The sequence below is a fragment of the Acidicapsa borealis genome, from assembly GCF_059115245.1.
In genome coordinates this window covers 5,969,118-5,991,145 of sequence record NZ_JCACNY010000001.1, presented here as the reverse complement: position 1 = coordinate 5,991,145, position 22,028 = coordinate 5,969,118, and the positions used below count along the sequence as shown (strand labels likewise).

The window sequence follows — 22,028 nt, the reverse complement described above, 5'->3', positions numbered from 1 at the left end:
AAAGCCAAATCCAGCCCGTCGTCGCACTTTCTTTTTGTCATTCCCGAAGGGAATCTGCTGTTGCCCTTGCTTTTATTTCTGTCATTTCCGAAGGGAATCTGCTTTTGCATTTCGGAGGGAGCAGTAGCCTTCAGGCTACTGAAAAGCAATCCAACGAATAGGGGCTTCAGCCCCGGTCCTCCGCCTCCAAAGTGCACAAAAGCGCATCAAAACAGCACGAAAATTGCCTTTAACTCTATGAAATGAATAATGTTGTGAACAAAACACACACCCACCCCCCTCTGAAACATTCAGAGCGCGGAAAACTCAACTACGCCAGTGCAGCTCAACAGGACCATCCATCGGATGCTTCCCCGCAGTTCCAGTCCGGCCGCCGTCCAGCCGCGCCTGCTTCAGTGCAAAATACCACTTCGCCGGCTTGTCCGCATCGTCGATCAGCATCAGGCTGGGATTGTGCCGCAAACCCTCCGCCTGCTGGATCATCGTCACCTGGTCCTGCCGCACAAACTTCGCCCCAAAGAACTTCGCCACCGGCGTAACAAACGGCACGTTGTAGAAAACATTCCACGCCGCCACCACATCGATGCGGCAAGTTGACGCCGTCACCGGCGTAACCGTAGTCAGACTCGTAAACCACTTGGCCCCGCAGCGGATCGTCTCATACCGCCGGTTGGGCAAAACGAAGTCAATCGTAGTCTCCACCGGCTCACCATAGACCCCCAGCAGCTTGTAAGGCGCAGAGTTGCCGCTCGGCGCATGCGCCGCCATGCGGAACCCTTCAGGAATCGGCTCAAACCGCTTCGTCTTCTCCCGAATCGAAGCCCGTGAACGCCACCACCACGCCTGATGCACAAACGGCCCATGCGCCGGGTCCATCAGCCCGATGATCCCGTGATCCACATTGCAAGGCAGGTCCGCCGTAAGATGCGCCGTCCGGTACTTCGCCGAATACTTCGCCAGCTCCGGCACAGGCGGCAACTCTGCGGCCTCCAGCTTGCGGCCCGCTCCAGCACACGGGACATAAACCCAGGCATAACCATCCCGCTCGGCGCACGGATACGCCGAAGCATAGATCCGAGTAGCATCCAGCCGGTCGAAACTGGAAAGAGAAGGAATCGTCCCGCACTGACCACTGCAGGGCTCAAACTCCCAGCCATGATAGCGGCAGGTCACCCGCTCGCCATCGAACCAGCCATGACTCAGCGGAATCCCCCGATGCGGGCAGCTATCCCGCATGGCAAAAACCGAACCATCCGACTTCCGCCCCAGCACCAGCGGCAGATCGAGCAGCATCGCCGTCACCATCGCCTTGCCGCGCAACTGGTCAGACCGCAGCGCCGGATACCAGTCGTCGTAGATCAACGTTGCGGTCGGCCCCGCAATCGCAGCCCCACCAGCATCCAATGTGACCAAACGTGCCATCGCTCCCAACCTTACCATCTGAAGAAGCAAACCTAGCGGCGGTACGGCTCCAGCCGTCCGTTACGGAGAACAAACCGCTCACCACGCCAGACAATCGTATTCCCGGCAAAGCTCCAGACCCAGATCGCAAAGCCGACAAAATCCCGCAGCGGCAGCAGCCACAGATCGCGCAGAACCTGCCGGTCACTGAGCACACCGGCGCCCACCTGCAAAGCCGTTCCAAGTCTCAGAAAGAAGGCAAGCCCCAGCAGCCAGAAGCTCCAGAAGCTCGCGCCAGAAGCCAGGACATTGGCAACGGCCAGCGTCAGCGTATGGGTGAACAGTAAACCAACGTAGCCCCAGCGGCGGCTGTCCCGCACCGTCCGCGACCAGCGCAATTGGTGATGCACAAAGCCGCTGATGGAATACGCCGGCACGCTGGTCTCAACCACCTCAGGCGCCAGCCGAATCGCATATCCGGCAGCCTCGATCCGCGCACCCATCTCGTAATCGTCAGCAAGCTGGTCCACCAGCGCTTCAAATCCACCGATCGCCGCAAGAGCCTCACGCCGCGCAGCCAGCGTTGAGCCAAGACCAAAATGAACGCCGCCCTCAACCATTCGCGAAACCAGCACGCCAGCCATGAAGTCGGTAGCAATGCCCATCGCCTCCAGCATCGAGCCGATGGTGAGCTTTCCCTTTTCGTTCCGCGCAGCGCAGCCGCGATAGAGCGCCGTCACCAGGCCGACGACTTGATTCGGCCTCTTACCGGGCGCGGCGAACTGGCGCATCACTCGGTCAAGATAGCGAGGGCTTACATGAATATCGGAATCATTGACCAGCACAAACTCATACTGTGCGGAAGGCAGCATCTGGATCAGGTTCGAGACCTTGCCGTTCGTCCCCAGCCTCTCCGGGCAGATCACCAGGCGGATCGCCTGCTCCGGAAATTCAGCCTTGAGCTGTTCGACCGCAGTAACCGCCGGATCGTCCATGCTGCCTGCGCCGAAGATCAGCTCGTACTCGCCGGTGTAAGTCTGCAGGCAATGGCTACGGAAAGCCTCGTACATGCCAGCGTCAAAGCCCTTCACCGGTTTGAGAATGCTGACTCCGGGCGCATATTCCGGCAGCGACTGCGATCGCCGCACATACAGCCGGAAGCTCATCGCGCCCAGCAGCACGAGCAGTCCATAGACCATGCTCGCCGCGACAAGCACGGTCATGGCGATAGCAGTAATGTGAGCAAATGTCTCCAAGGTCCTTCCACCAGTGTAGCGAACAAGGACTCGAGGGATGAAAAGCGATGCGGCTATAGATCGATTACTCAATTGCCGTCGGCATCCGGCTTTACAATCTGCGCATGCCAGCTGGTGGAACACCGATGGGATTTGCTTACTTTGTCGCGGCGAAGTTTGTTGGTTATTCCCTGTTTTGCCGCTTCGCAATCCAGCCTAGGTTTGCCTTGTCTCAGCCAAAGGCCACCAAGCCGCTAGCGTCCTTTGCCAAAGCTGAGGAGTCGGGCGCACCATCGATCTGGAAGGCAGGGGGTGTACGCACTCTGATTGGAGTTGTCATCGGCGCCATCGTGGGCCTTGCCTTTTGGCGCATTCCTTACTTTGCAGATCATGACAATTTCGGCAGCATCCTCTTCTTCTCCCTCTTGATCCCTGTACGGGTCGGAGAATGGTGGCTGCTCTTACGCTGGATGTACAAGGATTTCCCTCATACTGCGAGAGACAGAAACACCATCATCGCAATGGGGATCGCGGCCTCATTCGTGCTTGATGCTATCGGGGTGGTATCGGCCTTTGTGCTGCCGGGTGGCATCTGGGTCTGCTGATAGCTGCCGGAGAACTATTCGTAGCGCAGTGCCTCGATGGGATCGAGATTGGCAGCTTTCCATGCGGGATAGATACCGAACAGCAGCCCAATCGCGCAGGCCGTGCCGAAGCCGAAGAGCACCCAGAACGTCGAAAGCGACGCAGGCAAGCCGATCGGCAGCAGGTAGACGATCCACGTAATGATCGCGCCGACCAGCACACCAATAATTCCGCCGATGGCGCACAGCGTCACCGCTTCCGTGGTGAACTGCACCATGATGGTCCTCTTGGTAGCGCCCAGCGCCTTGCGAATACCGATCTCGCGTGTGCGCTCCGTAACGGAGACGAGCATGATGTTCATCACGCCTACACCGCCAACCATAAGGCCAACGCTCGAGACAGAGAGCATGAAAAGCCGCAAACCCCAGGTGACCTGATCCCACAGGCGCGAGAGAGAATCAGGCCCGAATATCTCGAAGTTATCGTCGGCCTCGACCTTAACGTGGCGACGCACGCGCAGCAGTTCTTCGATCTCGTTCTGCACCAGCGCCTTGTTCGAAGGATCGTCGTACTTGGCCGCGATGAACATATCCTTCACCTCTGGGTGCAGGTTCTGGAAGGTTCCATTGGGGAAGTAAGCAGCATTGTCCTGCGGATTTTTGCCGCTACCGAAGGGCTGTTTCCGCTTGGCCACGACGCCGATCACCGTGTACAGCCCGGTTTCGATATTGACATCCTTGCCCACCGCAGACTCTTCTCCGAACAGATCCTCCCAGGTGTCATGCCCCAGCACGACTACCTTGGCGTGGCGCTCGTCTTCTTCGTCCGTGAAGAAACGGCCTTCCTGCATGGTGAGATCGTTCACCAGGGTCAGTTGGGCGGTATGCGACTCCAGAAGCGTGTTGGCGACCTTCTTGCCCTGATACTTCACGCTCACGTTGCCCACGCCGAATGCGCGCGCATAACGATGCCCGCCGTCCGCTGCGACCACGTGGGGCAGAGAGCGGATGGCAATAGCATCTTCCACGGTCAGCTTCTTGCGCGTCAGTTGCTCCGTAGTTGGCTTGAAAACGCCGAAGGGAAGATGGAAGATCCAGAAGACGTTTGAGCCGAGCGAGCTGACGAAGTCATCGACGCGATTGTTCACGCCGTTGATCACCGAAGAGATGGCGATCACGGACGTCACTCCAATCACGATGCCCAGAATCGTCAAGCCCGAACGCAGCTTGTTCACGCGCAGCGTGTCGAGCGCCATCCGAACCGATTCTCGTGTCTGACCTCTTGCCATAACAGCTCCTAGCTACTAGCTTCTAGCCTCTAGCTAAAAGCCTGTGATACCGAGCGCTTTCCTTGTATCGACCCGCGCTCCAACCGATTCAGCTGACAAGCTATTAGCTAGAGGCTAAAAGCTGGCAGCTGCCTCTTACATTTCCGAACGGAGCGCCACAATCGGATCCAGCTTGGCCGCCTTGCTTGCCGGATAGACGCCGAAGAAGACTCCAGTTCCCGTAGCCATGAACATGCCCAGCAGTACTGAGCCAATCGACACGCTCACCGGAATATCGAAGATCATGGTGATCGCCTCGGCTACACCGACGCCGATGAGAATACCGATCACGCCGCCCAGCGTCGCCATCAAACCGGACTCGATCAGAAACTGCAGCAGCACATCCTTTTGCCGCGCTCCGAGCGCCTTGCGAATACCAATTTCCCGGGTACGTTCGGTGACCGAGACCAGCATGATGTTCATGATGACGATACCGCCAACGACGAGAGAGATCGATGCCAGACCGAAGACGATGATGATGAACAGCGAGCTGATCTGCTTCCAGATATCCAGGAACGTATCGTTCGTCTGCACCTCAAAGCTATCCGGCGAGCCTGGCGCGTCATGGCGGCGGGCTCGCATGATCACACGAACTTCATCCTCGGCGCGCTCCATCACCTTGGCGTCCCCATCGGCGCGCACATACACCGTGAGAGATTCGTTGCTGCCGTAGGTATGCTGGTACGCGGAGATCGGCAGCGCCACCCAGTTGTCCTGCGACTGGCCGAAGGTTTTGCCCTGCCGCTCGCCTACGCCGACGACGGTGTAGGGCACGCCGTCCACGCGGATTTCCTGCCCGAGCGGGTCGCCGTCGGGGATGACATCGTCGACCACGTCATAGCCGACCACGACGGTGTGCGTTGCATGCTCGATATCCGCTTCCGTCAGCGCGCGGCCCAGGGCGACGTTGGTATTGCTGAGCGAAAACATGGTGTCGGTGTAGCCGCGCAGTTCCGTGCCGGTGGTCGACTTACCATTGTGGGCAATCTTGGTGGTGCGAGAGATCGAGGTGCCGACCTCCTTGCAGTTCTTGCATTCCTGCCGGATCGCCTCGTAGTCCTCAAGCTTCACAAACTTGCGCTTTTGGAACTTGGCGTAATCGTCCGGGCCAAAGATCAAGCCTTCACGGGCAATGGTGAATACGTCCGCGCCATATCCTGACAGCTTCGTTCCCATGTAATGGTCGGCTGTATTGGTCAAGGTGATGACCATAATCACCGAAGCCACTCCCATGACCACGCCGATGAGCGTGAGAATGGACCGCAGCTTGTTGGACCACAACGACTGCAGGGCGAGTTTTACGGCTTCACTGAATTGCATGGTCTTCGTTCCTGTGCGCGCTTACCGGCGCAACTTCTGAAAGATCCGGCGCATTTGAGGCAAATGTCCGCGAATTTGCTCTGCTGGCAGGGTCAATTTCCGAGTCTAGCAGTGAATTGAACCTCTGGCACGTGGATCAGAGTACGCAATTTCGCATAATCCGGTTCCCGAAACCTGCTGCGTGCTGCGAAAACCACGGAACTGGATCGATTCCGGTTACGTACCGCCATTAGAAAAATTGGGTATGGCTTCTGAATCCAATTACACTGGCGCTTCAACCGATCCACTGGAGAACCGATGAACCTGACCCACCGCTCCCGACGCCTGGCGATTGCGCTCTTCGCCGCTGTACTTGCCCTGCCTTTGGCTGCCTCCGCAGCGCCGGCTGCCAACCCGCCGTTGCTGCTCCGCTTCCCCTCGCTCAGCCAGACGACGATCGCCTTCCGCTACTCGGACGATATCTGGACCGTCGCGCGCGCGGGCGGCGAGGCTCAGCGGCTCACCGCGACCGGCCACATCGCCGCCGGACCGTTTTTCTCGCCCGATGGGTCGCAGATTGCCTATTCGGCAGTCCTGCATGGCAATGAGGACATCTACATCATCCCGACTTCCGGAGGAATTCCCAAGCGCATCACCTGGCATCCGGCAGGGAGCGTCGCCATTGGCTGGACCCCGGACGGCAAGGAAATTCTCTTTGCCAGCGGCATGAGCAGCTACCGGCACTTCGACAAGCTGTTCAAGGTGAAGACGGACGGATCGGGAATTCCGGAGCAGCTGCCGCTGCCTGCCGGCAGCCAGGGTTCGCTCTCACCGGACGGCCAGTCGATCGCGTATGAATCGACGACCCGCTGGCAGCCAGCCTGGAAGCAATACCGCGGCGGCCAGAATGTGCCGATCTGGGTGGTCAATCTCAAGACGCTCGATCTCGAGAAGATTCCCAGCCACAACACGCACGATTCCAATCCGGTCTGGATCGGCGACCAGATTTACTTCCTCTCCGACCGCGCCAACGCCTCCAGCGCCGCAGACGCAAAGGAAGACGACAAGATCGGCCCGGTCACGCTCTACCGGTATGACACCAAGAGCAAAGCCGTCACCCAGGTCGTCGCCAATAAAGGACTCGACCTGAAGACCATCCAGGCCGGGCCCGGCGGGCTGATCTACGAGCAGTTCGGTTCGCTGCACCTGCTCGATCTTCCCTCCCCCGGCAAACCGGGCGAAGACCACACGCTGCAGATCACCATTCACGGTGACATGTCTGCGCTCGCTCCGCATATTGCCTCGATCGGTGTCCATGAGGTTCAGAACGTGGCTCTCTCGCCCACTGGCCAGCGCGTCGCCGTCGAGGCTCACGGCGATATCTTCACCTTGCCGGCCGAAAAGGGTGACACGCGCAACCTGACCAACACTTCCAGCTCGGCTGAACGCAGCCCGGCCTGGTCACCGGACGGCAAGACGATCGCTTACTTCTCGGATGCTTCGGGTGAATACCAGCTTTACCTGAAGGAGCAGACGGGTTTCAAAGCGCCGACGGTGATCGATCTCGGGCCGAATCCTTCCTACTTCTACGGGCTCACCTGGTCGCCGGACTCCAAGCACCTGCTCTATACCGACAAGCATCTGCACCTCTGGTACATCGATGCGCCCGGCAAGGACGATAAGGGCAAGGAACTTCCTGCGGGCAAGCCGGTGCTGGTGGATACCAGCCACGCAGGAGGCTTTGGTGGAGACGGCTTTGCCGCGACCTGGTCGCCGGACTCCAAGTGGATTACGTACACACGCGACCTGAAGAACACGCTGAAGGCGGTCTTCGTCTACTCGCTGGGAACGCACACCTTCACCCAGGTGACGGACGGCATGAGCGATGCTTCGAGCCCGGTCTTTGACGCCAACGGCAAGTATCTCTACTTCCTCGCCTCGACCGATGATGGCCCCTCGAACGCCGGCATCGATCTCTCCTCGCTCGACCGGGCTGAAACCAGTGCCGCTTATGTCGCCGTGCTCTCCAAGGACGAAGCCTCACCGCTCCCGCTTGAAAGCGACGACGAGAAGGTGAAAGACGAAGCCAAGAAGGACGACGACAAGAAAAAAGACGACCAGCCCGCTCCCAAGCCCGAGGACGACAAGAAGAAAGACACTCGCAAGCCCAACGCGACCGAAAAGGCCGACGCCGTAGCCAGTGGCAAGGAAGCCAAGCCGGATGCCAAGGACGACAAGAAGGTCGATGTGAAGATCGACCTTGAGGGCATCGGCAACCGCATCCTGTCGCTGCCTGTTCCCACGCGGAATTACGCGGGCGTGGTTGCGGGCAAAACTGGCGTGGTCTATTTGCTCGAAGGGCCGCCAGTTGGGCGTCCGTCCGATGGCGGAGGAATCCGCGCTGTCTGGCGCTTTACCCTCGAGAAGCGGAAGACTGAACAGGTACTCTCCGATGTCGATGGCATCGTCGTCTCGGCGGATGCCTCTAAGGTGCTGATCGCCGCGCATGGCAGCTTTTCCATTGCCGGCACAGACGACTTGAAGCCTGGCGGAGATGGAGCGGGCAAGCCGGTCAACACTGGCAACATGACCGCGACCATCGATCCCCGCGCCGAATGGAAGCAGATCTTCAATGAGACGTGGCGCATCGAGCGCGACTTCCTCTATGACCCCAACACGCACGGTCTCTCGATCCCCAAGATCGAGGCACGCTACCGGCCTTACCTTGACGGGCTTTCGAGCCGCAGCGAGTTCACCTATCTTTCGGTTGAGATGCTCGGCGAAATCACCATCGGGCACATGTTCATCAGCGGCCCGTATCATCCGGACAACTCGCCCAAGACTGGCCTGCTCGGCGCTGACTACACGGTCGAAAACAACCGCTACAAGTTCGCCAAGATTCTCGGCGGGCAGAACTGGACTCCCGGTCTTGCGTCGCCTCTGACATTGCCTGGTGTCTACGTCAAGGAAGGCGAGTACCTGCTTGCTGTCAACGGCCGCGAGCTCCACGCGACTGACAACCTGTACGAGTTCTTCGACGGAACGGCAGGCAAGCAGACCGTGCTGCACGTTGGTCCGAACGCCGATGGGAAGGATGGGCGCGACGTCACCGTTGTTCCCATCGACGATGAAGACGGACTGCGCAATCTGGACTGGATCGAAGCCAACCGCCGCAAGGTGGACAAGCTGTCGGACGGCAAGGTTGCTTATGTCTACATGCCCAACACCGGTGGCGGCGGCTACACCAACTTCAACCGCTACTTCTACGCGCAGCTGGACAAGCAGGCTCTGGTGCTCGATGAGCGCTGGAATGAAGGCGGCTTCATCGCCGACTACATCGTCGAAGTGCTGAAGCGTCAGCCGCTTTCCGCAGCGATCGAACGCGACGGCAACCCGCAGCATGACCCCATCGGCGCTATCTTCGGGCCGAAGGTGATGCTGGCCAACCAGAACTCCGGCTCAGGCGGCGACGCGATGCCCTGGTACTTCCGCAAGGCTGGTATCGGCAAGCTGATCGGCACCAAGACCTGGGGAGGCCTGGTCGGTATTGGCGGCTTCCCGACGCTGCTCGACGGTGGCCGCGTTACCGCTCCCCGCTATGCCATCTACGGACTCAGCGGCGACTGGGAAGTGGAGAACCACGGCATCGCCCCCGACATCCTCATCGAAGACACCCCGAAAGACTACGCAGCGGGCAAAGATGCGCAACTGGAAGCTGGCGTGAAGCTCGTCCTCGACGAACTCAAGGCCAACCCCATCCCGAATATCCCGATCCCTCCCTACCCGAACTACCACAAGCACGACGGGCTCGGTAAGAACTAACTCCCCTTTTACTTCCTACTCTGGCGGGAATTGGGTGCAGGTTTCCCACTTGCACTCACCTTTCCCACCAGAGTAGGATGGTGACACTCAAGGGGGAGCTTATGTCTCTTCAAACCGAAGTCGAACCGCTAGAACCACAGACCGCCGCATCCCCCGCAAAAGTAAAGATCGAAGGCCACGCCGTCATCGGCGAAAAGGGCCGCCTGGTCATTCCCGCCGCTATCCGCGAAGCCATGGGTTTCGAAGTCGGCGATCAGGTCGATATGTACATCGAAAATCATCAGCTTCACCTCTCCACACGCTGGAACCGCATAGCGCGCGCCCAGGAACGGGCGCAGGCGTTCTACGAACCCGATAGATCAATCGTCGATGAGTTTCTGGCAGAACGGCGCGCGGAAGCCCTTGCCGAATGACTCCCGCGCGAAAAGTTGTATTGGATGCATCCGCTGTGCTGGCTGTCATTCGCAGAGAGCGCGGCTCAAACTTTCTTACCAGACGAATCCTGACCAACGCTGTCATCAGCTCCGTAAATCTAGCGGAGGTTCAGAGCAAGCTCGTCAAAGACGGCAACGATCCTGAGTCTGCCTGGGAAGACGCTATTTCCGTAGTCCCCGTCGTAGAACCCTACACAAAAGAACAAGCGAAACTTGCAGGCACACTCGTGACGCAAACACAGAGTCAAGGGTTATCGCTCGGAGATCGATCCTGCCTGGCGCTGGCAATCATTCTCGACGCTCCGGTTTACACAGCAGATCAAATCTGGCAGAACGTGAAGGTCGGGGTAACGATCCACATCATCCGCTGATCCCGGCCTTATCGCCCCGAGCTGCCGAATCCTTTTTCAGCACGGTGCGAGTCGCCCAGCGACTCAACCACCGAAACCGGCCCGGTCAGCACCGGCACCGGGATCATCTGGGCGATCTTATCCCCGGCATTGAGGCGGATCGCCTCATCGGTCAGGTTGGTCAGCAGGATCTGAATCTCCCCGCGATACCCCGCGTCGATCACGCCGCCGGTCACCGCCACTCCACGCGATGCCATCGAGGACCGGTCGCGCACCAGCAGCCCCAGCCCAACGCCCGTCTCCGGATGCCGCGCTTCGACCGCGATGCCCGTCTTCACCCGCACCGCTGCCCGCGCCCAGAGCTCGACCGGCTCCAGCGCGAAAACATCGTACCCCAGATCCTCACCCGGATGCGCCACCTCCGGCGCACGGGCACCCTCTGCCAACAGCTTCACAAGCAACATACTTCCATCCTACGATGTTCGAACTGTTATTTCCCCTTGATCGGCGTCTTGGGAACGACCTTGATCTCGAAGATGAACGGCCACTGCTTGCCGGTTACGAAGAGCCGGTCGTGCTGAGCATCATAGGCGATGCCATTCAACACCGCCTCGGCGTTGATGCGCTGCTGGTCGGGCAGGATGCCGGTCAGGTCAATCCAGGCGATGACGTGGCCGTCCGCAGGCGAGATGCGCGCGATGCGGTCGGAATGCCAGACGTTGGCGTAGATTTCACCCTTGATGAACTCCAGTTCATTCAGCTGATCGATGGGCTTGCCGCCGTCCTTTACGAGGATGTGCCGCGTCTCTTTGAAGGTAGCCGGATCGCGAAAGCGCAGCGTAGCCGTGCCATCGCTGGTGATCAGCTGCTTCGCGGTTCGGGTCATGCCCCAGCCTTCGCCCTCGTATTCGAACTCGCGCAGCTTACGCAGGCTGAAGCGGTCATAAATGAAGCCGACATTCGACTGCCAGGTCCATTCATAGAGGTTAGGACCCCAGTCCACGATGCCTTCGCCAAAATACTGCGGCTCCAGATTAAGCCGCTGGACCACCTTGCCCGTCTCCGGCTGCGTCACCAAAATCGCCGACTGGCCGGTAAGCCCTGTTCCCTCGTAAAACAGCCCATCTTTGAAGAAGAACCCCTCGGTATAGCTCTCCGTCGAATGGATGTACCGGGTAACCACGCGGTAGCCGAGCACCGGCGCGGCGGCGCGGGCAAGAGGCGTTGCCAGCAAACACAGCAGAAGGACAAGAGCGGCAAAGGGGAGGCGTGAAGAACGGAGCATCATGGTCATTCCAGCTTAGAACGCGAGGCTTGCGTTTGGATGGCTTTGTAGAATGAAGCTGTCTTCATCCCTACTTCGGGAGTACTGCTTGCAAGTGCCTGTCCTCGAAACCGAACGGCTCACCCTGCGCGGCCATCGCGTTGAAGACTTTCCAGCGTGCGCAGCCATGTGGGCCGACCCCATCGTTACCCGCTTCATCAGCGGCAAGCCGCAGACGTCAGAAGATGCCTGGCACCGCATGCTGCGCTACGCCGGACACTGGTCGCTGATGGGTTTCGGCTACTGGGTCATCGAAGAGAAAGCTACGGGGGCTTTCCTCGGCGAGGCTGGGTTCGCGGACTTCAAGCGCAACATCGAGCCGCCGATTATCGACACGCCTGAAGCTGGCTGGATCTTCAGCCCGGCGGCGCATGGCAAAGGTTTTGCGACCGAAGCAGTTCAGGCGATCCATGAGTGGGGCCGGACGCACTTCGAGGCGCGGCGTTCCGCCTGCATCATTCATCCCGAAAACAACGCCTCCCTCAAACTGGCGGCGAAGATCGGCTACAGCGAAACGCTGCAGACGACTTATCGGAACTCACCGATGGTGCTGCTGCATCGCAGCTGGTGATCAAAAATAAGCCGGCCCCGTCAGGGTTTGCCTGAGCGGGGCCGTCAGTTCGCAAGAAAGCCTGTAAGCCGAATTCTGTCGTGTGCGGTCATTCCTCTAGACGCCGCGTCGCCGCGGACGTTCATCAGCAACCTACCCGGAGGTTTCGGTACGTGCTCGAACCACCTGTCGCGTATCGGGCCGATACGCCTCGCCGCCCGGTTCTTGAGGCATTGGCGAGTCCCTCCCTATTTGGTCTTGCTCCGTGTGGGGTTTACCCTGCCCGCTGTCTTACAACAGCAGCGGTGCGCTCTTACCGCACCTTTTCACCCTTACCTTGGCGCGCGGAGAGCAAGCTCCCTGCGGGATGCCGGACCTTCTTGCGAAAGCCCAGGTAGCCAAGGCGGTTTGTTTTCTGTGGCACTGGCCGTCTTTAGGTCTTGAAACCCAAATCCCGGACGTTATCCGGCACACTGCCCTGCGGAGTTCGGACTTTCCTCCCCCGGTTTACTCCTCACGGAGAAACCGGCAGCGACCGCCCAGCTCCCTTGCTGCCTCTATTCTAACGGAAGTAGAAGTTTTCAGCCCAAGCCCTCGGCGGATCAGGAGCGAGACTGGTGAACGTCCACGATCACATCGCTGCGCACAGACACTGCATAAAGCATCGCGTAGAAATCGAAGCGAGTGAAGTGTGCGGCTGTTTTTATTGCATGGCAACATTCGCCCCCAGCGAAATCGTCAAATGGACTGACGACAGCCAGACTGCGCTTTGCCCTCGTTGTCCGGTGGACTCCGTCATTGGCTCCGCGTCCGGCTATCCAATCACTTCCGCGTTTTTACAGCGGATGCACGACCACTGGTTCTAGTCCGAAGAATGGCCGTTCGCGTCCAGATCTTCAACCAAAGCGGCAATCTGATTCCGTAAGTCTGGCGCATCCAACTGCACCACGTCCCAAACAGTCGCAGGATCAACGCTGGAGTAGCCGTGAATAACACGGTTTCTCATCCCATATATCTGGGCAAACGGAATTTCTGGATGTTTGCTCGAAAACTCAGGTGCAATATCAAGAAGCTGCTTTGCCGCTTCGCCCGCAATTCCAATGTTGCGCACGACCGCATCCTGTATCAACTTGCTCGCAAGAAAATCCTTTTCATTGAGACCGAAAGTGTATTCGGCAATCCGGTCAAGCGACTCAAGAATATGAAGCAGGTAATCTCGCGCACGATCCTCGTGAGCATTCACAACTCCGCCGCCTCAGCCAATACTTTTTCCCGAAAGCGCGGATGGATGTCTCCCGGCGTTCTCAGATCCACCTTGACGCCCGTCGCCTTAGCCAGATCATCCTGAACGCGCACCATCGTCAAAAGGCTTGTCCCTCTACCCGCGTCCACCAGGATATCGAGATCGCTCTCCTCGTTATCTTCCCCGCGTACAACCGACCCAAACACACGCGGATTCGTCATTCCAGCCTCCATTACAAGCTGGCGAATCCTCTCTCGGTGCAGCGGCAATGCCTCAGACGGTCTCATAGCTCCTGGCTCCGTACCGCCTCCAGTCTAGCGTGAAAGCGATCTTCGACCAAACCCAGGCATCACTTCGCGGGCGAAGTAGCCGCCGGGTCATACCCAGGATGGGAAGCCCTGTAATCCCGAATCGCTTTGTTGACCTCATCCTGATGCCTCACAGCAACCGCGTGCGCCGCTTCCTTCTGCCTCGCTATATAGGCCACATTGAAGGCTTTGTAGACCTGATCCGCCAGGTCGTTCATGCGCTTCCATTCCGGCGAGCGCGAAAATTCAAGCACCTGCTGCTCGTCCTTCGGAGTCATGGACACCATCATCTGGCGGATTTCCGCATCTTCATGATCGCGGATCGCTGCCAGCGCCTTCTGGCGAGCCTCCGCGATCGGATCTCCCGCAGCCAAATCTTGCATCGTCTTTTCGTGGAACTTGCTGATCATCGCCTGCCCTTGCGGCGTTAGAAACAGCTTGATCGCATTCTGCGTACCCTCTTCCGAGTAATAGCGCTGGTAAACAGGGATCGCGACTTCGACGACGTCGATATCGAGCATAGCTGCCGATGTCTCAGTCCACAGATCCGGTGGAAACCATGGAGGCAGTGTCTTTTTCTGCTGCTCCAGTTGCTGGATCATGCCCTCGCGGTCACGCACCACAAAGTGAGTTACCTCAAAATAGCGCCGCAGCGATTCTTCCGTGGCAGGATGCAGGTTGGCCGGAATCATCGACGGCGGCGGTGGCGGCGGACCCGAACCTGCGCCGATCCCGACCTGCGCAGACAAGTCAATACAGAAAACCGCAATCACTGCGAGAAGCAAGATATGTCGATGTTTCAACTTCAAGCTGAGCTCCAATCCCATCGAACGCGGAAGACTCCATCGCACAAAAGTATTCTTGCACAGCCACCAAGCGATAACATTGCGAATGCTCGGATAACTCAGTCTGGCTTACCTACCGTCTTCTCTGTGTAAGCCTTTTGCAGGACGAAAAATGCCTTCTTCTTCTCGCCCTGATCGCTTACCAGCCCCTTACGATTGAAGCCATCCTGAATACCAGGCAGCATTCGGCGCGGGGAGCGGAAATCCATCAATACCCAGGGACTCATGCCGCGCAGTTGGGGAATGCGGTTGAGCATGCCAAGCTGGTGGTTGAAGACGTTGGCCTGGTACTCCTCGGTCCAGCGATCGTTAGGGCCACCGTGTAGTCCAGCCTTCGCATCCGCTCCAAACTCGCTCATGATCAGCGGCTTGTCGTAGGCGATCTTCCAGTCCGTTGTATCGGCGGTTTCGGGCTTCTGCTCATACCAGCCGATGTATTCATTTGTGCCGATGACGTCAAGATACTTGCCCAGCGGATCATCGACGATCTTGTTCGTCCCCTCGCCGCGCACCAGCAGCGCCGCAGTGATCAACCGTGTCGGATCGAGTTCACGCGCATGTGCCGCGAGGCCGCTGATGAACTTCGTCCGCGCATCGTTGATCGGCGTCTCATTGGCCATCGACCACAGCACGATCGACGCATGATTGCGCGAGGTCTCAATCTCTTCGGTAAGCTGCTGCGTAGCCTTCGCATAGACCTCAGGCTTGTCGAACTCGACCGCCCAATACACAGGATTCTCCGACCACACCATCAGTCCCATGCGGTCCGCGGCACGAAGCATCGTTTCATCATGCGGATAATGCGCGAGACGAACGAAGTTACAGCCCAGTTCCTTCGCCCATCCCAGCAAGGTCTCGGCATCTTTATCGGAATACGCACGCCCAGTTCGATAAGGGGCCTCCGCATGGATCGAAACTCCGCGCAGGAACACCGGCTTGCCATTCAGCAGAATTTCGTTCCCCTTCGTTTCAATCGTGCGAAAGCCAACGTTGTCGGTTGTATGATCCTCGCTATAAATTTCGGGCATTTCAGAAGTGCTGTAGAAGACGATGTCTACCTTGTAGAGCTTTGGTGATTGAGGCGACCAAAGCTCGAGCCCTTTCACTTGCAAGTGGATCTTGGCTACGCTGCCATCGCCTTCTACCGGTGCGCTGGCATTGACTCCCAAAGCGGGAATCTTTATGCCAATGCTGTCCTTTGCCCTCGAACCAACAATATGAACCCAACCCTCGATGGTTTGAGGCTCGGTCTTGCTAAGATGCAGATCGTATTGGTCGATAAATCTGAAGGGCACCTCAATCAGCTTCACCTCACGCGTAAGTCCGCCATAGTTCCACCAGTCCGTCTGCGTGGTCGGGACACCGTCTTCATGGCGCGTGTTATCCACCGCCGCAACGACAAAGTTACTTCCCTTTTCAAGCGCCGCCGTCACATCGCAGTTGAAGGCCGTAAACCCACCCTCATGCTCGCAAACCTTCTTACCATTCACCCAGAAAATCGACTTATAGTTCGCCGCGCCTACATGCAGAAACACTTTGTTATGCGGCTTAGCCTCATAAGTGAAATCCTTCTCGTACCACATCAATCCTTCGTAATAGAAGAACTCAGGCTTCTGCGTGTTCCAGTCACCCGGCACCTTGATCGTGGGCGACTTACTGAAGTCGTAATCAATCGGCCCCGTATCGCCCGGCTTCGCCTTCTCATTCATGAACCAGCCGCGCTTGATCTCATGCTTGTGAAAGTCGAAGAGCCCGGTCTGATAAGGGTCGGGGATGACATGCCAGTCGCCGTTGAGCGACATCCCTGGCCGCCTATCCGCGCCTGTAATCACAATCGGCGCTGGTGTCTCTGGTTGAGCGGAAACGTCCTGCACAGCTGCAAACGAAGCTATCGCAGCACCAACAAAAGACAGGTAGAGCGCACACATCTTCGACAGGGGCTTCATTCTCAACCTCATCCGCCAGATTTTTGTATGTGGAGCCGCCACGAGAATGCTCCAGCCGCCATTCAAACCAGCACGGTCATCCTACATTCCAGCGTCGAAGAGTGTACATCCCAACTGCGTTCCCCTATGAAAGCCAGAAACGACAATGCCCCTCACCGGAGTGAAGGGCATTATCGTCTTGAAGTTATCTAACTTGGTTACGCCCCAAGGTACTGAACATGAACATATGTTCCCAGCCGGACGTTATACGCGAGATACCAGCCAACATGATCCGGATCGTCATAGATGATCACGTCGTCCTGATCCCAAAGCCAGCCATCGCAGAAGCCCACGTCATACGGGGCTACGCTGAAGTAAAAGCCGCCGAACCAGAACCGTCCCGGTCCGCCACCGGCGAGGTGCCAGCGATGGCTTGGGCCAAAGCCGCCGTTAAAGCGACCATGCTCATAGGGATGATCGAGATGATAATGCGCATCGTCCCGGCCTGTGTCATGTCCTACCCAACGGTCGCCGCCCTTATCGTGGTCTACGTGGGGCGCGTCGGGATGATTCTTCTTATCCTGAAAATTGGGATGATCCTGCGGAGGCCGGGGTGTCCCGTGAAACGTAGAAGGACCCTGCATCGGCGGCCGCGGAGCTGGCGCAGGATGGCCGCCCGGGCGTTGGGCTTGAGCAAGGCTCGCAGGCAAACCGGCCACCAGGGCCAATGCCAAAATTCCCAAATAGATTTTCCCAAATTGCGCGTTCATCGTGTTCCTCCAGCGGGTCCGCTCAGCTTCACTTCTCTGCTGGCGAATCCCATTCGTTCCATTGGAACCCAACTCACGCACGCAAGTTGTCCAAAACAGCCTATTTTTCGCTAAACCGCAACGGCTTCGCGCCGCCAGGCATACAGCGGGAACTGGTTGGCCAGGTCAGCTACATCGTGGCGAATGCGATCCAGTACCGCATCATCGCTGTGATGCTCGAGGGCTTCGTTGATCCACTTGGCGATCTGCCGCATCTCGGGTTCCTTCATGCCGCGGGTAGTCAGCGCGGGCGTACCGATGCGAATGCCGGAGGGCTTGAGTGGAGGATTCGTATCGAAGGGAATGCCGTTTTTGTTGACCGTGATACCTGCTTTGCCCAATGCAAGTTCGGCCTCTGATCCAAACATGCCGTTGCCAGCGCCGGAGCGGAAGACGTCGACCAGCATGACGTGGTTATCCGTACCGCCAGAAACGATGCGCCAGCCCAGTTCAGCGAGCTCTGCAGCGAGCACCTTGGCGTTGGCGACAAGCTGCGCCGCATAGTCGCCGAAGCTAGGCTCGAGTGCTTCCCTGAAAGCCACTGCCTTGGCCGCGATGATGTGCACCAGCGGTCCGCCCTGCTGGCCGGGGAAGACAGCGCGGTCGATCGCGGTCGCCAGCGAAGCGTCCGAAAGGATCAGCCCGGAACGGGGTCCGCGCAGGGTCTTATGCGTCGTCGTGGTCACGATCTGTGCGTGCCCGACGGGGGTTGGATGCGCGCCGCCGGCAACCAGCCCGGCAATGTGCGCCATGTCGATCAGCAGCTTCGCGCCAACCTTGTCTGCGATCTGGCGCATCCGCGGGAAGTCCCAGATACGCGAATAGGCACTCGCTCCACCGATGATCAGCTTCGGCTTCTCACGCTCGGCAATGGTCTCGAGTTCGTCGTAGTCGATGGTCTCGGTATCCTTGCGCACGCCATAGAACGTAGGCCGGTAAAGTTTGCCGCTGAAGCTCAGCTTGAAGCCATGCGTGAGATGGCCGCCATGAGCCAGATCCAGCCCGAGGATCGTGTCGCCTGCCTCAATCACCGCCATGTACGCAGCGGCATTGGCCTGCGAGCCGGAGTGCGGCTGCACGTTGGCGTGCTCTGCTCCGAAGAGCTGCTTGGCCCGGTCCCGCGCCAGGTTCTCGACTACGTCCGTGTATTCGCAGCCGCCATAGTAGCGGCGTCCGGGGTAACCCTCGGCATATTTGTTGGTGAAGATCGAACCTGCCGCCTCCAGCACCGCTTCCGAGACGAAGTTTTCGCTGGCAATCATCTCCAGCCCTTCGTGCTGGCGAAGTGCTTCGTGATCAATCGCTGCGGCCACTTCAGGATCAACCTGGGCCAGGGAGCGGGAGAAAGAGGTAGAGGTGCGGTCAGTCATACAAGAATTCTAGCGCCAACTCTCGCCCGGGAGCGCGTCAAAGCGGGATCACTTCGCAATTGTCTGAAGTGAGAAAAAAATTTGAGTCTCCTGTTGACATTCTGACTATCCAGGCTCACCCTATAGTCAGAATGTCAACAGGAGCTCCGTCATGGGCGACAGTAAATCCGATGTACTGCAGGGAACGCTGGACCTGATGGTCCTCAAGACGCTGGAGTCGATGGGTCCGCTGCACGGCTACGGCATCGCCCGGCGCATCGAGCAGGTCAGTGGCAATTCCCTCACAGTGAACCAAGGCACCATCTACCCCGCCCTGCTGCGCCTTGAGCAGCGCGGCTGGATCACCGCCGAGTGGGGAATTTCGGAGAGTAACCGTCGCGCCCGCTTCTATTCCCTCAGCCGCACCGGCAAGAAGCAGATCGAAACCGAAATCGAGAACTGGGAACGCACCGCCGCCACCATGGCCCGCTTCCTGGCTCCATCCAACTAACACCCTCCAGATAGCGCGCCATCAGGAGTCTCCATGCCTCTGAGCAATATCGACACAATCCGCACCGTAGCCCGCCGCCTTGCCGCCATGTTCCGCGGAACGAAGCTGGACGCTCAACTCGAAGAAGAGCTCAAGGAACACATCGAGTTGTCCGTTGAGGCAAAGACCCGGGAAGGCATGTCTCCGCAGGCTGCGCGCACGGCCGCACTGCGCGAGTTCGGCGGCGTAACCCAGGCCCGCGAACGCTATCGCGAGCAGCGCGGCCTTCCCTTCACCGAAGTCCTGCTGCGCGACATCCGCTTCTCTCTGCGTCAGCTGCGCAAGTCCCCAGGCTTCACCATCACCATCGTGCTTTCCGTGGCCATCGGCATCGGCGCCAACACGGCCATCTTCAGCATGATGGATGCCGTGGTCTTCCGGCCGCTGGCTGTGCCCGATCTGGATCGCGTTGTCACCGTTGCTGAAGAACAAGGGCGCGGCGACTACCGTCAGGTCACTCTCGCGAACTACGAGAGCTGGAAGCAGCAGAACCAGTCCTTCGAAGATCTCGCCGTGCGCAGTGCGACTTCACTGAGCCTCACCGGCAGCGGAGATGCGATGCATGTTGAAGCGAGCCTCACGTCGCCTAATTTCTTTCACGTTCTGCGCACAGATCCTATGCTCGGCCGCGTCTTTCAGGAGAGTGAAGCTCAGCCTGGTCGCGATGGCGTAGTTCTGCTCTCCTACGGCTTCTGGAAGAAGCATTTCGGAGCCGACCCCGCTGTCCTGGGCCGCGTTCTCGATCTGAATGGCCGCGCCTATTCGGTCATCGGTGTGATGCCCCAGAACATGCGCTACCCTTCGCTCTCAGACGTCTTTGTACCTCTCGCGCCCACGCCGCAACAGCGCGAGAATCGCATCGCGCGCGACTATCAGGTGATTGGCCGCCTGCGGCCTGGGGTCACCGCAAACCAGGCGCAGGAGGAGATGCGGCTCATAGCCTCTCGGCTGGCGGCTATGTATCCGGGAACCAACCAAGGGTGGTCCGCGCGGGTCGAGCAGCTGCTCGATGTCGTCAACGGAGATACCACCCCGCTCTATTTCCGTATGATCCTCGCCGCCTCCGGCTTTGTGCTGCTGGTGGTCTGCGCCAACGTCGCCAATCTGCAGTTTGTGCGCGGCATAGCACGCCGGCCGGAGATCGCGGTACGCGTTGCGCTGGGATCAGGCCGCGGCCGCCTGCTGCGGCAGTTGCTGACCGAAAGCATCCTGCTTGGAATCATGGGAGCTGTTGGTGGACTTGGCGTAGCGTCGGTGTGGCTGCATCTTTGCATCATCGCCATGCCTGAGCGAGTTGCACGCTATGTTGCCGGCTGGTCGAACATCTCACTCAACGGCCGCGCACTCGTGTTCTCGCTTCTTCTCGCAGTTGCGACAGGATTGATCTCGGGCCTGCTCCCCGCACTGAAGTCTCTCGGCGTCAACCTCGTGGATCAGCTAAAGGCGAGTTCGCGCACCACCAGCGGCTCACGCAATACGCACCGCATGCGAGACTTCTTTGCCGTGGCCCAGATCTCGCTCTCGGTGCTGTTAGTGATTGGCGCAGCGCTCATGTGCAAGGGGATGTGGTCGCTCCTGCACGTGGCAGACGCGTACAAGCCGAAACAGATGCTCACCTTCAGCGTTGACTTGCCGCTGAGCCGCTATGGCACGGAAGAGAAGCAGGCTGCCTGGTTCAGTGCAAGTCTTGATAAGCTCCGCGCCTTGCCCGGTGTGACTCACGCGGAAATCACAACTTCCCTTCCCGACGGGCAGGATCAATGGACAGACGATTTCAGAATTGAGAACCGCCCTCTCATGCCCGGCAAATTTCAGAGTGCAAGCCGCCTCGCCATCAGCAGCGGATACTTCGCCACGCTTCACGTTCCTGTCTATGATGGGCGCACCTTCAACGATGCGGACACTCTCGAAGCCCAGCCCGTAGCCATGATCAGCAAGGGATTCGCCGAACGCTATTTTCCCGGCGAGAATGCCATTGGCAAACGCATCCAAATAGGCGCCGCAAATAGCCCCCAAAGTCGCTGGATGCGCATCGTGGGAGTGGTCGGCGATGTCAACTATCTCTGGGTTGATCGAACCATCGAGCCTGCCATCTATATCAACTCAGCACAGATGCCCCCCTCGGGCGCCACCTACATGGTGACGACCGAAGGCAACCCGCTGGCGTTGACCGGAAGCGTTCGCGCGGCTCTGGCATCGCTGGATGCAAGCGTACCGCTCGACAGCGTGCAGACATATGAGCAATATCTGACCGAGTCGCTCACCGGCCTCATCTACGTGGCCGCAACGCTCAGCGTGAATGCGTTCATCGGACTACTGCTTGCGGCGATGGGCATCTTCGGCGTGATGGCCAATCTGGTGGCTGAACGCACCCGTGAGATTGGCGTGCGCATTGCCATGGGCGCAAGTCCGCAGGACATGCTGCGGATGATTCTTCGCCGCGCCGCGCTGCTAAGCGGCGTCGGAGTGGCGGCCGGAATCGTTCTCGCCGCGGCACTCGCTCGCCTGAGCGCCAACCTGCTGTTTGGAGTGCGGCCAGACGATCCTCTTATCTTTGGATCGATCACCGCCGCTGTCGTTGCCATCACCTTGCTCGTCAGCTGGGGCCCTGCGCGCAAGGCGGCCTCCATCGATCCCATGCGCGCCCTGCGCGCTGAATAACAACGGAGTAA

19 protein-coding genes and 1 other RNA gene are annotated in these 22,028 nt (G+C 58.8%); 7 read left to right on the top strand and 13 right to left on the bottom strand.

Going from position 1 to position 22,028, the window contains the following annotated elements:
- Positions 1-306: 306 nt before the first annotated feature.
- Complete coding sequence (locus AC5S27_RS24385; protein ID WP_493937163.1) at positions 307-1,422, bottom strand: Rieske 2Fe-2S domain-containing protein; 1,116 nt, start codon at positions 1,420-1,422, stop codon at positions 307-309.
- A gap of 32 nt (positions 1,423-1,454) precedes the next feature.
- Entirely contained in the window at positions 1,455-2,657 is a 1,203-nt protein-coding gene (gene hpnI / locus AC5S27_RS24380; protein ID WP_493937162.1) for a bacteriohopanetetrol glucosamine biosynthesis glycosyltransferase HpnI, read from the bottom strand.
- A 125-nt stretch (positions 2,658-2,782) separates the two neighbouring features.
- On the opposite strand from hpnI, the gene AC5S27_RS24375 reads away from it, so the two are divergent.
- Entirely contained in the window at positions 2,783-3,241 is a 459-nt protein-coding gene (locus tag AC5S27_RS24375; protein WP_493937161.1) for a hypothetical protein, read from the top strand.
- A 14-nt stretch (positions 3,242-3,255) separates the two neighbouring features.
- Here the strand turns inward: AC5S27_RS24375 and AC5S27_RS24370 are convergent, their stop codons facing one another.
- Both AC5S27_RS24370 and AC5S27_RS24365 read right to left on the bottom strand, forming a co-directional pair.
- Complete coding sequence (locus tag AC5S27_RS24370) at positions 3,256-4,509, bottom strand: ABC transporter permease (protein WP_493937160.1); 1,254 nt, start codon at positions 4,507-4,509, stop codon at positions 3,256-3,258.
- A gap of 135 nt (positions 4,510-4,644) precedes the next feature.
- A complete protein-coding gene (locus AC5S27_RS24365) occupies positions 4,645-5,868 on the bottom strand; it encodes an ABC transporter permease (RefSeq protein ID WP_493937159.1) in 1,224 nt (407 codons plus the stop codon).
- 297 nt (positions 5,869-6,165) lie between these two features.
- On the opposite strand from AC5S27_RS24365, the gene AC5S27_RS24360 reads away from it, so the two are divergent.
- The 3 genes from AC5S27_RS24360 (at position 6,166) to AC5S27_RS24350 (ending at position 10,474) form a co-directional block, all read left to right on the top strand.
- Positions 6,166-9,669, top strand: a complete 3,504-nt coding sequence (locus AC5S27_RS24360; protein WP_493937158.1) for a S41 family peptidase — start codon at positions 6,166-6,168, stop codon at positions 9,667-9,669.
- Positions 9,670-9,770: 101 nt separating this feature from the next.
- The gene (locus AC5S27_RS24355) at positions 9,771-10,082 is read left to right on the top strand and encodes an AbrB/MazE/SpoVT family DNA-binding domain-containing protein (RefSeq protein WP_493937157.1); all 312 of its coding nucleotides are present in this window, start codon (positions 9,771-9,773) and stop codon (positions 10,080-10,082) included.
- Positions 10,079-10,474: a type II toxin-antitoxin system VapC family toxin gene (locus AC5S27_RS24350; RefSeq protein ID WP_493937156.1), complete on the top strand. Its 396-nt coding sequence runs from the start codon at positions 10,079-10,081 to the stop codon at positions 10,472-10,474. The genes AC5S27_RS24355 and AC5S27_RS24350 overlap by 4 nt, the downstream gene beginning before the upstream one ends.
- Positions 10,475-10,482: 8 nt before the next feature.
- Here the strand turns inward: AC5S27_RS24350 and AC5S27_RS24345 are convergent, their stop codons facing one another.
- Positions 10,483-10,917 (bottom strand): dUTP diphosphatase, encoded by a 435-nt coding sequence (locus AC5S27_RS24345; protein WP_493937155.1) that lies wholly within the window; start codon positions 10,915-10,917, stop codon positions 10,483-10,485.
- Positions 10,918-10,943: 26 nt separating this feature from the next.
- On the bottom strand, positions 10,944-11,741 hold the full coding sequence (locus AC5S27_RS24340) for a glutaminyl-peptide cyclotransferase (protein ID WP_493937154.1): 798 nt from the start codon (positions 11,739-11,741) through the stop codon (positions 10,944-10,946).
- Between the two features lie 91 nt (positions 11,742-11,832).
- On the opposite strand from AC5S27_RS24340, the gene AC5S27_RS24335 reads away from it, so the two are divergent.
- Positions 11,833-12,348, top strand: a complete 516-nt coding sequence (locus tag AC5S27_RS24335) for a GNAT family N-acetyltransferase (protein WP_493937354.1) — start codon at positions 11,833-11,835, stop codon at positions 12,346-12,348.
- Between the two features lie 48 nt (positions 12,349-12,396).
- On the opposite strand, the gene rnpB is transcribed toward AC5S27_RS24335, so the two are convergent.
- From rnpB to glyA, 7 genes are all read right to left on the bottom strand, one after another.
- Positions 12,397-12,878, bottom strand: an RNA gene (gene rnpB, locus AC5S27_RS24330) — RNase P RNA component class A.
- A 311-nt stretch (positions 12,879-13,189) separates the two neighbouring features.
- Complete coding sequence (locus tag AC5S27_RS24325) at positions 13,190-13,570, bottom strand: HepT-like ribonuclease domain-containing protein (protein ID WP_493937153.1); 381 nt, start codon at positions 13,568-13,570, stop codon at positions 13,190-13,192.
- Positions 13,567-13,791: a nucleotidyltransferase family protein gene (locus tag AC5S27_RS24320; RefSeq protein ID WP_493937152.1), complete on the bottom strand. Its 225-nt coding sequence runs from the start codon at positions 13,789-13,791 to the stop codon at positions 13,567-13,569. Before AC5S27_RS24320 ends, AC5S27_RS24325 begins: the two co-directional genes overlap by 4 nt.
- Positions 13,792-13,919: 128 nt before the next feature.
- The gene (locus AC5S27_RS24315; RefSeq protein WP_493937151.1) at positions 13,920-14,687 is read right to left on the bottom strand and encodes a DUF2059 domain-containing protein; all 768 of its coding nucleotides are present in this window, start codon (positions 14,685-14,687) and stop codon (positions 13,920-13,922) included.
- A 95-nt stretch (positions 14,688-14,782) separates the two neighbouring features.
- Positions 14,783-16,669, bottom strand: coding sequence for a glycoside hydrolase family 2 protein (locus AC5S27_RS24310; protein ID WP_493937150.1), 1,887 nt, complete (start codon positions 16,667-16,669; stop codon positions 14,783-14,785).
- Positions 16,670-16,866: 197 nt separating this feature from the next.
- Positions 16,867-17,418, bottom strand: coding sequence for a hypothetical protein (locus AC5S27_RS24305; RefSeq protein WP_493937149.1), 552 nt, complete (start codon positions 17,416-17,418; stop codon positions 16,867-16,869).
- A gap of 110 nt (positions 17,419-17,528) precedes the next feature.
- On the bottom strand, positions 17,529-18,827 hold the full coding sequence (gene glyA / locus AC5S27_RS24300) for a serine hydroxymethyltransferase (RefSeq protein WP_493937148.1): 1,299 nt from the start codon (positions 18,825-18,827) through the stop codon (positions 17,529-17,531).
- Between the two features lie 151 nt (positions 18,828-18,978).
- Between glyA and AC5S27_RS24295 the strand changes: the two genes are divergently transcribed.
- Positions 18,979-19,317 carry a PadR family transcriptional regulator gene (locus AC5S27_RS24295; RefSeq protein WP_493937147.1) on the top strand — a complete coding sequence of 113 codons (339 nt, stop codon included), beginning with the start codon at positions 18,979-18,981 and terminating at the stop codon, positions 19,315-19,317.
- Positions 19,318-19,350: 33 nt separating this feature from the next.
- On the top strand, positions 19,351-22,017 hold the full coding sequence (locus AC5S27_RS24290) for an ABC transporter permease (protein ID WP_493937146.1): 2,667 nt from the start codon (positions 19,351-19,353) through the stop codon (positions 22,015-22,017).
- The last annotated feature ends 11 nt before the right edge of the window (positions 22,018-22,028 follow it).